12 protein-coding genes and 2 tRNA genes are annotated in these 11,648 nt (G+C 48.3%); 13 read left to right on the plus strand and 1 reads right to left on the minus strand.

Annotation, left to right across the window (positions count from 1 at the left end; translation table 11 throughout):
* The first annotated feature begins 14 nt into the window (after window positions 1-14).
* The 9 genes from BUE76_RS13770 to BUE76_RS13810 all read left to right on the plus strand — a co-directional run bounded on the left by BUE76_RS13770 (window position 15) and on the right by BUE76_RS13810 (window position 8,711).
* Entirely contained in the window at window positions 15-800 is a 786-nt protein-coding gene (locus BUE76_RS13770) for a (Fe-S)-binding protein (protein WP_073047307.1), read from the plus strand.
* A 289-nt stretch (window positions 801-1,089) separates the two neighbouring features.
* Complete coding sequence (locus tag BUE76_RS13775) at window positions 1,090-1,602, plus strand: hypothetical protein (protein ID WP_073047080.1); 513 nt, start codon at window positions 1,090-1,092, stop codon at window positions 1,600-1,602.
* 318 nt (window positions 1,603-1,920) lie between these two features.
* Window positions 1,921-3,339 carry a tRNA (N6-isopentenyl adenosine(37)-C2)-methylthiotransferase MiaB gene (miaB, locus tag BUE76_RS13780; RefSeq protein WP_073047083.1) on the plus strand — a complete coding sequence of 473 codons (1,419 nt, stop codon included), beginning with the start codon at window positions 1,921-1,923 and terminating at the stop codon, window positions 3,337-3,339.
* Window positions 3,340-3,395: 56 nt separating this feature from the next.
* On the plus strand, window positions 3,396-4,664 hold the full coding sequence (locus BUE76_RS13785) for a sigma-54 interaction domain-containing protein (protein WP_073047086.1): 1,269 nt from the start codon (window positions 3,396-3,398) through the stop codon (window positions 4,662-4,664).
* An 87-nt stretch (window positions 4,665-4,751) separates the two neighbouring features.
* Window positions 4,752-5,303 (plus strand): LPS assembly lipoprotein LptE, encoded by a 552-nt coding sequence (lptE, locus tag BUE76_RS13790; RefSeq protein WP_083596674.1) that lies wholly within the window; start codon window positions 4,752-4,754, stop codon window positions 5,301-5,303.
* Between the two features lie 131 nt (window positions 5,304-5,434).
* Window positions 5,435-6,241, plus strand: coding sequence for a hypothetical protein (locus BUE76_RS13795; protein WP_073047089.1), 807 nt, complete (start codon window positions 5,435-5,437; stop codon window positions 6,239-6,241).
* Window positions 6,242-6,247: 6 nt separating this feature from the next.
* Entirely contained in the window at window positions 6,248-6,604 is a 357-nt protein-coding gene (gene secG, locus BUE76_RS13800) for a preprotein translocase subunit SecG (RefSeq protein ID WP_073047092.1), read from the plus strand.
* A 74-nt stretch (window positions 6,605-6,678) separates the two neighbouring features.
* Window positions 6,679-7,701: an endolytic transglycosylase MltG gene (gene mltG, locus BUE76_RS13805; protein WP_073047095.1), complete on the plus strand. Its 1,023-nt coding sequence runs from the start codon at window positions 6,679-6,681 to the stop codon at window positions 7,699-7,701.
* A gap of 14 nt (window positions 7,702-7,715) precedes the next feature.
* On the plus strand, window positions 7,716-8,711 hold the full coding sequence (locus tag BUE76_RS13810; RefSeq protein ID WP_073047097.1) for a YihY/virulence factor BrkB family protein: 996 nt from the start codon (window positions 7,716-7,718) through the stop codon (window positions 8,709-8,711).
* Here the strand turns inward: BUE76_RS13810 and BUE76_RS13815 are convergent.
* Complete coding sequence (locus BUE76_RS13815; RefSeq protein ID WP_245798417.1) at window positions 8,696-9,253, minus strand: TrmH family RNA methyltransferase; 558 nt, start codon at window positions 9,251-9,253, stop codon at window positions 8,696-8,698. The genes BUE76_RS13810 and BUE76_RS13815 overlap by 16 nt on opposite strands.
* Window positions 9,254-9,386: 133 nt before the next feature.
* On the opposite strand from BUE76_RS13815, the gene BUE76_RS13820 reads away from it, so the two are divergent.
* The 4 genes from BUE76_RS13820 (at window position 9,387) to BUE76_RS13835 (ending at window position 11,646) form a co-directional block, all read left to right on the plus strand.
* Window positions 9,387-9,460: transfer RNA gene (locus tag BUE76_RS13820), tRNA-Pro, on the plus strand.
* 126 nt (window positions 9,461-9,586) lie between these two features.
* Window positions 9,587-9,660: transfer RNA gene (locus tag BUE76_RS13825), tRNA-Pro, on the plus strand.
* Between the two features lie 254 nt (window positions 9,661-9,914).
* Window positions 9,915-10,322 carry a response regulator gene (locus tag BUE76_RS13830; RefSeq protein ID WP_073047103.1) on the plus strand — a complete coding sequence of 136 codons (408 nt, stop codon included), beginning with the start codon at window positions 9,915-9,917 and terminating at the stop codon, window positions 10,320-10,322.
* 58 nt (window positions 10,323-10,380) lie between these two features.
* Entirely contained in the window at window positions 10,381-11,646 is a 1,266-nt protein-coding gene (locus BUE76_RS13835; protein WP_073047106.1) for a dihydroorotase, read from the plus strand.
* Window positions 11,647-11,648: the final 2 nt, after the last annotated feature.

An 11,648-nucleotide genomic window follows, 5' to 3' on the forward strand; every position in this document is an offset into this window, starting at 1 on the left:
AAATTCTGATGTACATGCAGGTTCGATCAATGGCTGAATATTTTGCTTCCGGTGAGGTGCCTGAGGTTTTGTTTTGGGTAGGCTGTGCGGGTTCTTTCGACCAGCGTGCGCAAAAGATCACAAAGGCCTTTGCCACCATTCTGAATAAGGTAGGTGTTTCCTTTGCCATTTTGGGTAAAGAGGAAATGTGTACCGGTGATCCTGCACGACGTGCAGGCAACGAATTCCTGTTTCAGATGATGGCTTACCAGAACATCCAGGTGCTCAATAACTACGAAGTAAAAAAGATCGTTACCACCTGCCCGCACTGCTTCAATATCTTTAAAAACGAATATCCCCAACTCGGTGGCAATTACGAGGTGATGCACCACACCAGCTTTCTGCAGCAGCTTATTGATGAAGGCAAGGTAAAACTTACCGACACGGACCTGTTCAAAGGGAAGAAGATCACCTACCATGACAGCTGTTACCTGGGCCGTGGCAACGGTATTTACGAGGCGCCCCGCAAAGTGCTGGAAGCCCTCGATGCCGAACTGGTGGAAATGAAACGATGCCGCAAAAATGGTTTCTGTTGTGGCGCCGGCGGATCGCAGATGTTCAAGGAAGAAGAGCCGGGCAAAACCCGGGTAAACTGGGAGCGGGCAGGTGAAGCAATCGACACAGGTGCACCTATAGTAGCGGCTGCCTGTCCTTTCTGTAATACCATGCTAACAGACGGTATCAAGCATGCTGAAAAGGAAGGTGATGTACAGGTGCTGGATGTTGCCGAGATCGTAGCTGCGGCTTTGCAAAAGCAATAATTATAAACTTTTATATTTTGAACACCTGCCCTTTTTAACGGGCAGGTGTTTTGCTTTTGAAAGGTATTCCTTGCTGCTATGGTACAATTTCAAAACTGTAAACTGGCCATTGCTCAAAACTGTTCAGCATAATCAGGTAGTTGGATATTCGTTTTACCAATTAACAACTTAATAATGGCTTCCACAATGCCAACCTATAAAGTGTTTACCCTTTTTCCGCCTACCCTCCCATTCTTAATTTCCTACTAATCCTTATTCAATCCTCCTGCTCACCGGTTAACTTTGCACCATGGATTTGGAATTCAAACATTTACTTCCTGAAGATTTTGCACCCAACAGCCGGGTGTGGGTATACCAGTGCAGCCGCCAGTTGGGTATGAGTGAAGCACTGCAACTGGAGCCTTTGCTTGAAGAATTTATAGAACAATGGCAGGCGCACGGCGCTTCCGTAAAGGCTTATGGCAACCTATTCTTTGGACAGTTCCTGGTGCTGGTAGCGGATGAAACGGCAGGTGCTGCTGTTAGCGGGTGCAGTACCGACAGCTCGGTACGTTTTGTAAAAAGCCTCGAGGCCAGGTTCAACGTCAATTTTTTCGACCGTACCATGCTGGCCTTTTACCGTAAAGAAAAGGTGGAACGCTTGCCGCTTGGCCAGCTTCAATATGCTTTTGACAATAATTTTATTGATGCAGATACCCTCTTCTTTAATAATGTGGTTCTTACCAAAAAAGGACTGGAAGAATCCTGGATCATCCCGGTGAAAAATTCCTGGCTGGCCAAAAGGCTGCGGATTGTGGCTTAGAGGCAAATCATCATCCTAATTATTTGGTTGAACGAGCCTGGTATAACTTCACCAGGCTCGTTTTGTTTTAAGCTATGTAAAGCTTGTTTTAGTTTGAACAGCACTACAAAGACCTGTTCCTATTTATTGGAAAGCAACCTCCAGCTTAAACTTTTAAGTTGTTTCAAAGCACCGTTTTTTCCTGTTCACTAGATGGTACCCTTTTAGGTAGTTGTGTTAGGATTCTTACAAATCATTTGCAATCACACAATTCTGCTGTTCCTGCCAACCTGTCACACTTTCCTTTTCCTATCTTTGCCCTCAATTTTTTACCGGACTATGTTAGAACTTGTTTCCAAAGTGCATGATGAAACCCGGCAGGGTGAGGCTTTTGCCCCTTTCACCGTGGATCCGAATCCGTACAAACGTCATTTTTATATAGAGAGCTATGGCTGCCAGATGAATTTCAGCGATAGCGAGATCGTGGCTTCCATCCTCAACGAGGAAGGTTTTGGGGCTACCCGCAACTTCGAGGAAGCCGATCTTATTTTTCTCAACACCTGCTCCATCCGCGAAAAGGCGGAACAAACGGTGCGTAAACGCCTGACCGAATTCCGGAAACTGAAGCAAGCCCGCCCGGGTTTGCTCGTGGGTGTATTGGGTTGTATGGCCGAGCGTCTGAAATCCAAGTTTCTGGAAGAAGAAAAGCTGGTGGACATTGTAGTAGGCCCCGATGCCTACCGTACCCTCCCCAACCTGATTACAGAAGCTGATGGCGGACAAAAAGCCATCAACGTGTTGCTGAGCCGCGAGGAAACTTATGCCGATATTTCTCCGGTGCGACTCAACAGCAATGGCATAACTGCTTTTGTATCCATCATGCGGGGCTGTAATAATATGTGCTCTTTTTGCGTAGTGCCTTTTACCCGTGGCCGCGAAAGAAGCCGTGATGCCCAAAGCATCCTGAACGAATGCCAGGACCTGTTTGACCGGGGTTATAAAGAGGTTACCCTGCTGGGGCAAAATGTAGACAGCTATTACTATATAGCCGAAGGCGCCACACAGCCCGTGACCTTTGCCAATTTGCTGGAAAGGGTAGCCCTCATTTCCCCTGAACTGCGGGTGCGCTTCTCCACATCGCACCCCAAGGATATTACAGATGATGTGCTGGCAACCATGGCCAAATATGAAAATATCTGCCGCTATATTCACCTGCCCCTGCAAAGTGGTTCTACCCGTGTACTGCAGTTGATGAACCGCAGCTATAGCCGCGAATGGTACAAAGCCAAGGTAGACCGCATCAGGGAATACATGCCCGATTGCGGTATTTCCAGCGATATCATTGCGGGCTTTTGTACGGAAACAGAAGCCGACCACCAGGATACCCTTGATGTGATGCGCTATGCGCGTTACGACATGAGTTATATGTTTTTTTACAGCGAACGACCCGGAACCCTGGCACAGCGCCGATACGAAGATGATATTCCGGAGGATGTAAAAAAACGCAGGCTCCAGGAGATCGTTGAAATGCAAAACAAGTTGTCTGCCGAAAGCAACCGCCAGGACCTGGGCAAAATATTCAAGGTGCTGATTGAAGGCAATTCGAAGCGCAGTGAGCTGGACTGGATGGGCCGCAACAGCCAGAACAAAGTGATTGTATTTGCCAAAGAGCAGTACGACCTCAAACCCGGCGATTATGTGCAGGTAACGGTGCACGACTGCACCCAGGCTACCTTGCTTGGAAAAATCACCAGCTAAGGCCTGCAACCTCATTTTTATATTGACAGGAGTTTAGAACGACAAAGACGAAATCAATGGATTTGCAAAGCATCAAAAACAGGTTCGGTATCATTGGCAGTTCCCCTGCGCTCAACTTTGCATTGCAGGTGGCGGCTCAGGTGGCCAACACCGATCTTACCGTGCTGATTGTAGGAGAAAGTGGCGTAGGTAAAGAAGCATTTTCGCATATCATCCACTCCCTATCTGCACGCAAGCACAATCCATTCATTGCCGTTAACTGCGGAGCTATTCCGGAGGGTACCATCGACTCAGAACTCTTTGGTCATGAAAAAGGATCCTTTACCGGTGCCGTTGACAGCCGCAAGGGTTATTTTGAAACGGTTAACGGCGGTACCATTTTCCTGGATGAAATTGGCGAAATGCCCTTGGGTACTCAGGCACGTTTGCTGCGGGTTCTGGAAACCGGCGAATTTATTCGCGTGGGTTCTTCCAAGGTGCAAAAGACCGATGTGCGGGTAATTGCAGCTACCAACCGCGACCTTTTGCAACAAGTGGACGCAGGTAAGTTTCGCGAAGACCTGTATTATCGACTGAGTACCGTGCCCATCCGTGTGCCTTCGCTTCGTGACCGTAAGGAAGATATACCCCTGCTGTTCCGCAAGTTCGTGGTTGATTTTGCGGAGCGCTACCGCACCACACCGGTGCAGCTGGACGATGATGCCCGGCAAAAGCTGGTGAATTATACCTTCCCGGGTAATGTGCGCGAACTGAAAAACCTTGCCGAGCAGATCTCTGTTCTGGCATCTGATAAACAGGTGAACATCCGGGAACTGGAACGCTTTTTACCCGCAAATAATGGCAACCGCCTGCCCGTGCTGGCGGCCAACAGCGGTGGCAGCCCGCCCAACGAGTTTGCCAATGAAAGGGAGATCCTGTACAAACTTTTCTTCGATATGAAAAAGGATGTTACGGAGTTGAAGCGCCTCTTTTTTGAAGTGACCCAAAATCCGGGTGTGGTGCAGCAAAACCCGGCAATGATGGCCGAAATGGCGCAGTTGCAGGCGCAATCCTTTCCGCAGCAGCAGGCTTTTATGCCACACGATTTTAACCAGCAGATGATTGTGCACCAGCCGCAGCAATCGGCGCCCGTGATCCTGAACAACGGCGATATACACGACCATGTAGAAGTGGAAGAAAGCCTCAACATCATGGACAAGGAAAAAGAGCTGATCGTCAAGGCATTGAAAAAGCATAAAGGCAAACGCAAGGATGCCGCCCTAGACCTGGGTATCAGCGAGCGTACCCTTTACCGCAAGCTGAAAGAGTACAATATTGATGAATAGCAATTGCTCCTGTAAGGTTTGACCTTCTTTAGCAATCCTTTTCGCCTGGTTCAAACTAATTTGCCGTATGATAAACAACCCGCTGAAATGAAACAAAAGCAAAGCATCCTGATTTTAGTGGCCATCTTTTTTGCCACCTTGCTTACCACGCTTAATACAGGTTGTGGGGTGTATTCCTTTGCCGATGTTTCCATTCCCGACAGTGTTAAATCTGTGCGGGTGAACTTCATTGAAAACAAAGCCCGTTATGTAAACCCGCAGTTGAGTCCGCAGCTTACCGAAAGGCTCCGGCAAAAAATTGTGAACCAAACTAGGCTGCAGCAAACCCAAAACGATAATGCACATTGGGATATAAACGCCACCATCACCCAGTATGATGTAAGCACTTCAGCCATCTCTTCCAACCAATCGGGTGGTACCGGCGGACAAAGACAGGGTGCTGTTACCAACCGTTTGACGGTGGGAATTCAAATGACCGTTTTGAATCGTCTCAACAATACCAGCCAGGAGTTTAGCGTGAGCCGCAATTTTGATTTCGATGCCCAGCTTTCCCTGCAGAATGCCGAAAACCAGTTGCTGGACGAAATGTTGCGCAACCTCACTGATGATATGTTCAACCGCATGTTCTCCAACTGGTAAGCCTTACTGTATTTTGATCCCCTTTCAGGATTTTATCATTATCGGTCATCGGGCATCCGCAATTTATACAACACTGTTTGCATAAATAGGAAGTCCATACCGCCTGCCCAACTTTTCATTACTTTGCCTACATGAGCAGCCGCTTTGATCTGATAGCCCAACAGGTTTTTCAAAAAGATTTTGCCTTCTGTACCCTCGATGAACTGGAGCAGTATGCTGCTGCCAACCCCTATTTTGCTGCTGCACAATTCCTGTTAACCAAAAAGTTGCAGGAAACCAACCCAACCCGCTACCAGCGCCAGGTACAAAAGGCAGCACTGTATTTCCACCAGCCGGCTGCTTTCGAAGCATTTTTGCTGGCACCAGAATTTGAACCAACCCAAGCTGTTCCTGAAATATTGGAGGAGGAACCCAGCATATTAGTGGCGCCTGAAAATGAAACGGAAGACGAGGCCATTGCAACTGAAATCCTGGAGCCGGCACCAGCACCTGAAGCGGAACCTGTTGCAGCAGAAAAGCCTTTTGCATTACCTGTACTGCCAAAGCTGAATGCCGAACCCTCTGCTGATGCGCTGGCATTTGAGCCTTTCCATACGGTAGATTATTTTGCCTCTCAAGGGATCAAGCTTTCGCAGGCCGACCTGCCCAAAGATAAGTTTGGCAAACAGCTGATGAGTTTTACCGCCTGGCTGAAAACCATGAAAAAACTGCCTGCCAGCGAACATGCCAAGAATATGGATCCGCAAGCCGAAGCAAGGGTGGAGACGATGGCGGCGCACTCGGTAAACAGCTCCGATATTGTTACTGAAACCATGGCAGAAATATGGATCAAACAGGGCCAGCCGGCAAAGGCCACGGAAATCTATAAGAAATTAAGTTTGCTACATCCATCCAAAAAAGCTTATTTTGCCGCGAAACTTGAAAATCTAAAGCAATAACCGTATATGACCGTCCTCTTTCTCATTCTCATTATTCTTGCTTGTGTGGTGCTGGCCCTGGTTGTTTTGGTGCAAAATCCCAAGGGCGGTGGCCTTGCCGGAAATGTTGCCGGTTTCAGCAATCAGTTCATGGGTGTTAAACAAACTACCGATGTGCTGGAAAAAGGCACCTGGATCTTCGCTGCAGTTATTGCTGTTTTGTGCATCACTTCTACCTTCTTCATTTCTGGCGGCGCTGCCGTTCAGGATCGCCTGGAGAATGTAGGTACCGGTACCCTGCCCATGCGCCAGGGCACTACTCCCAACGCTACTGCCCTGCCTGCTCCCCAGCAGACAGCGCCTGCAGCCGACTCTGGTAAATAAGTTCTTACGATATTGAGCGCGCCCTGCCCCAACCGGGCAGGGTTTTTTATTTTCATGATTCGATACGCTCCGGTATGAAAAAAACTGTTCTCCTTGTAGCTGCCTTGTTGTTGGTTATGGTTCTTGTTGGCGCCTGGATTTTTTTGGGGCCAGCTACGGCATTTAGCGACAGCAAAAAGTACCTCTATATTGCAACGCCTGCCGCAAACGAAAAGGCGGTGATGGATTCTCTCCAAAAAAATGAACTGCTGAAAAGCGAAGGTGTTTTTAACTGGCTGGCCAGCCGCATGGGCTATTGGGAAAAAGTAAAACCCGGCCGATATGAAATAAAAAAAGGCACCAGCCTGTTAAGTGTGGTACGGATGCTCCGCAATGGACAACAGGCGCCTGTAAACCTGGTGATCACCAAGCTGCGTACGCCGCAGGACTTTGCCCGGCTGGTAGGCCGCAAATTTGAAACCGACTCGGCGCAGATGATGGCTTACCTGCAAAGTGAAGCTTTTAAAAACAAGCGGCAGATCAGCGCAGATGAGGCCATGGCCTATGTGCTGCCGGATACCTATACTTATTTCTGGAACAGCGACCCCGAAAAGATCTTTCAAAAGCTGGCAGATGCATCCCGTAACTTTTGGACCGCCGAGCGCAAGGCTAAGGCTGAAGCTAAAGGCTTTACGCCCTTGCAGGTGGCCATTATTGCCTCCATTGTAGACGAGGAAAGCAATGCCCTTTCAGAAAAAGACACCATTGCCTCCGTTTATATGAACCGGCTGAAAACAGGCATGCCCCTGCAAGCCGATCCGACCGTTAAATATGCTTTGCAGGATTTTAGTTTAAAGCGTATTTACGAAAAACACCTGGCGGTTGTATCGCCATACAATACCTACCGCAACCGCGGGTTGCCGCCTGGTCCTATCTGTACGCCGCAAAAGAAAACCATCGACGCAGTACTGGATGCACCGCAAACCAATTACGTATACTTCGTTGCCAGTCCCGCCTTCAATGGCACCCATGTGTTTAGTGCCACTTATGCCGAACACCAGGGAAAAGCCAGGCTGTACCAGGAAGCCCTTAACCGCCTGATGGCGCAAAAGCAATAAGCAGGAAGCAAAGAATGCCCCACAGAGAAAATTTAAAACGACGCCTCACCACTTCGGCACCTGTAAGAGGAATCATACGCCGGAGCAAGGCCGTATTTATTCCGGGCTTTTCGGGGCATTCGCTGCACTCCGTTGGACCTGCGTTTGTGAAGCAACTAGAGCGGGCCAACCTGGTGGAAAGAGCGGCGGCCATTTCCTTCAACGTGTTCATGGCCATTCCGCCTACCATGATCTTTGTTTTCACCCTGGTGCCCCTATTGCCGATTTCCAACCAGTTTATTCTGGAACTGTACCGCGTGATCAGGGATATCGTGCCCGGCGAGCGGAACAACTCTGTAATCATTGGTTTTCTTGATGATTTTTTGAAACGACCCCGCAATGAACTCCTTTCTTTTGGTCTGTTGCTTGCGGTGTTTTTCTCATCCAACGCCATGATGGGCATTCTTCGCTCCTTCGATGAAGGCTATGAAGGTTTTTTCAAAAGAACTGGCTTGCAGATGCGGCAAACTGCCCTGAAGCTTACCCTCATCACCTTTTCCCTGGTCTTTCTTTCCGTGCTGTTGCTGGTGGCACAAGGTGCTGTACTGCACTGGTTGGGAATTGAAAACAAGGGCGTGCGCATACTCATCGAAAACCTGCGTTGGGTGATCCTTTTGGGATTGATTTATTTTGTAATCTCCTTTATGTACCGGCATGGGCCGGCATTAAAAATCAAATGGCCTTTCTTTACGCCTGGTGCCGTATTCGCTACCACGCTGGTAATCATCGCCACGATATTGGTGACCTTTTATGTCAACAATTTCAGCAATTACAACAAGCTGTACGGCTCCATCTCTGCTGTCTTTATCCTGATGGTCTTGATTTACGCCAATGCGCTGGTTGTGTTGCTGGGGTTTGAGCTTAACGTTACGCTGGCTTACCTGCAGCAACAGAAGCAACAGGCATCGCTTGCCCTTTCGCCACAGTCGGTTACTACTTCCGGCCCCGAAGCACCTTATTCCGCTGAATAAGCATACCAGTCAGACCGCAATTGATCTATTTGTGTTGGGGGTAGTTTTGGCATATCGTAATGTCCTGCCGCTGCCTTCTGACGGTATCCTTCATAAAGGGCAATGGCACAGGCAACACTGATATTCAGGCTGCGAATCATACCCATTTGCGGGATGATAAAATTGCCATCCGCCATTCCCCGCAGGGTTTCGCTTACACCTTTTTGTTCGTTGCCAAATACCAGCGCAATGCTCCCGGTGAGGTTCATTTCATAAAGCGAAACCACATCAGAGGAAAGATGCGTGGTAAATACCTGCTGGTAACGGCTACGCACAACCGACATACAGGATTGCACATCGGTAAACTGGTGTGCCGTGATCCATTTGTAGGCACCACCGCTGCTGCGAAATCCCCACCTGCCCGGCGGAGGTTCGCGGTCGTTAATTACAAAAATTTCCTGGATACCGATGGCATCGCAGGTGCGCATGATGGCTGAAACATTGTGCACATCAAATACATTTTCCAGTACCACGGTAAAATCGGGCTGGCGGTGTGCCAACACTGTCTCAATTCGGTTTTTTCTAGCTTCAGTCATTTTCTGGTGCAAAGAAAAAAAATGTTTTGGTGGAAAATGAAAAAGCCCATTATATTTGCACTCCCGAAGCGAATGATAATGAGGTGATTGAGTAAAAGTTCGGGACGTAGCGCAGCCCGGTAGCGCACTTGCATGGGGTGCAAGGGGTCGCTAGTTCGAATCTAGTCGTCCCGACGAACACAGGACCTCCGACAGAAGTGTCGGAGGTTTTTGTTTGTACCCATGCCCATTTCCATGCGCAAAAATTTTTGGATAATTGTTGATTGTAAATAAGTTTGTACTGCCTCGCTTGTTGGCATTCGGGATGTAGCGCAGCCCGGTAGCGCGCTTCGTTCGGGACGAAGAGGCCGCTGGTTCGAATCCAGTCATCCCGACTTCGACCTTGTCCTTTACAAAAGCTCCTGCATGCGCCGGAGCTTTTGTGATTTTAACATCAGTTGGATCTTGTTTTCTTGCTCTGCTTTAAGCTCCTTCTTTTTGTAAATGAACCCGAAGCTATTCTGTACAAAAATTGGATGATTACCGCCTTTTTATACCTGTTACGAATATGTAAACTCTTCTATTATTGTTTTAAGAAGTTTACCTTCGGTCTTTATAAGTTTCCTCATTCCCTACAAAGTCGAGCTATATGACTGGATTTTCTGGCCGATATGTGTTACTCGCGGAAGATGATATTGACGACCAGGAGTTCCTGATTGAAGCGCTGCATGAATTGGATCCCGAATTGAATGTTCATGTAGCCGATTCTGGAGAAAAGGCAATTGAGTACCTGAGTTCAGTAACGGTCACTTCCTTTCCCAGCCTAATCATTCTGGATTATAACTTGCCTAAAATTAACGGGCAACAAATTTTATCCTATCTGAAAAATGATGAACGATATGATGGCGTGACCAAATTGGTATGGAGTACTTCCAATGCACCACATTACGTTCAATGCTGCCTGCAGGAAGGTGCCAAGGCTTACCTTGTAAAACCAACCGACCTCGGCGGCATCAAAAAAGTAGCTGCTACCATGCTTGCCTATTGCAGTAGTTAGTAAATGCCCGGTTTCATTGGGTGCAAGGAATGCTGCCATACCTTAACTTCGCCCCTTAATGAATATTTTGCTCCGGCAGGCCCTTATTCTGGATCCTGCATCCGTTTTTCACCAGCAACATACCGACCTTCACATTCGTGATGGCATCATCCAGGCTATTGGAAATGATCTTGCAATCAGCAATGCAACAATCGTTGATTTACCCGGTCTTTGCGTGTCTACGGGTTTTACTGATATCTTCACCAGTCTTTGCGACCCGGGTTATGAACACAAGGAAACCCTGCAAACAGGTGCTGCTGCGGCGGCCGCTGGTGGGTACACCGATATCTTTTCCCTGCCCAATACCCAACCCGCCGTGCACAATCGTGCAGCGGTAGAGTACCTGGTACAGGGCGCCCGATTCCTGCCGGTGTCTGTGCATCCCATAGGAGCTGTAACCAAAAATATTGAGGGCAAAGAGCTTTCTGAAATGTATGATATGCGCAACAGCGGCGCCCTCGCTTTTGGCGATGGCACCAGCGCCATACAACCCTCGGGCATCCTGTTGAAAGCGTTGCAATACCTTAAAGCTATTGATGCAGTTTTGATTCAGGTGCCGGATGATAAATCCATATCTGCACATGGCCTGATGAATGAAAGCGTGGTGTCTACCCAAATGGGACTTGCAGGCAAACCCGCCATTGCTGAAGAACTGATGATCAGCCGCGATATTAAACTGGTAAGGTATACTGGTGGTAAAATTCATTTTACCGGTATCAGTACCGCCAAAAGCCTCCACCTGGTTCGCAAGGCAAAAGAAGAAGGTCTTGCAGTAACCTGTTCCGTCACGCCGTACCATCTTTATTTTACCGAAGAGGACCTGCAGGGTTATGATACCAACCTAAAGGTTAACCCGCCCATACGGAGCGCTGCCGACCGGGATGCATTGCGCCAGGGTGTATTGGATGGAAGTATCGATTGTATTGCTTCGCATCACCAACCCCACGAAAAGGATAGCAAGATCGTGGAGTTTGAATATGCCCGCAATGGTATGACCAGCCTAGAAACCGCATTTGGAGTTGTGCGTACTGCTGTTCCTGATATTACTGCAACAAGGCTCGCGGAGCTTTTCAGCACCAACGCAAGGGAGATATTTGGACTGCAACGTGCTGGCATAACCGAAAACGCACCTGCTTCCCTAACCCTGTTTCAGATGGATGCAGTATGGCAGGTAAACGTATCGGACACCCGCTCCAAATCGGTAAACACCCCTTTTCATGGCCAGAGCCTTAAGGGTAAAATCGCGGGCATTATCAACAAGGGACAAATCATTTTAAATAAATAAAA

This window comes from Cnuella takakiae (genome assembly GCF_001953305.1).
GTDB classification, from domain to species: domain Bacteria; phylum Bacteroidota; class Bacteroidia; order Chitinophagales; family Chitinophagaceae; genus Flavisolibacter; species Flavisolibacter takakiae.

What these genes read in the sequence shown, in the direction of transcription:
- BUE76_RS13830 (WP_073047103.1), top strand. Translation starts at nt 9,915, where the DNA reads ATGACTGGATTTTCTGGCCGATATGTGTTACTCGCGGAAGATGATATT.
- BUE76_RS13795 (WP_073047089.1), top strand. Translation starts at nt 5,435, where the DNA reads ATGAGCAGCCGCTTTGATCTGATAGCCCAACAGGTTTTTCAAAAAGAT.
- BUE76_RS13775 (WP_073047080.1), top strand. Translation starts at nt 1,090, where the DNA reads ATGGATTTGGAATTCAAACATTTACTTCCTGAAGATTTTGCACCCAAC.
- secG (WP_073047092.1), top strand. Translation starts at nt 6,248, where the DNA reads ATGACCGTCCTCTTTCTCATTCTCATTATTCTTGCTTGTGTGGTGCTG.
- BUE76_RS13785 (WP_073047086.1), top strand. Translation starts at nt 3,396, where the DNA reads ATGGATTTGCAAAGCATCAAAAACAGGTTCGGTATCATTGGCAGTTCC.
- BUE76_RS13810 (WP_073047097.1), top strand. Translation starts at nt 7,716, where the DNA reads ATGCCCCACAGAGAAAATTTAAAACGACGCCTCACCACTTCGGCACCT.
- miaB (WP_073047083.1), top strand. Translation starts at nt 1,921, where the DNA reads ATGTTAGAACTTGTTTCCAAAGTGCATGATGAAACCCGGCAGGGTGAG.
- BUE76_RS13835 (WP_073047106.1), top strand. Translation starts at nt 10,381, where the DNA reads ATGAATATTTTGCTCCGGCAGGCCCTTATTCTGGATCCTGCATCCGTT.
- BUE76_RS13770 (WP_073047307.1), top strand. Translation starts at nt 15, where the DNA reads ATGCAGGTTCGATCAATGGCTGAATATTTTGCTTCCGGTGAGGTGCCT.
- mltG (WP_073047095.1), top strand. Translation starts at nt 6,679, where the DNA reads ATGAAAAAAACTGTTCTCCTTGTAGCTGCCTTGTTGTTGGTTATGGTT.
- lptE (WP_083596674.1), top strand. Translation starts at nt 4,752, where the DNA reads ATGAAACAAAAGCAAAGCATCCTGATTTTAGTGGCCATCTTTTTTGCC.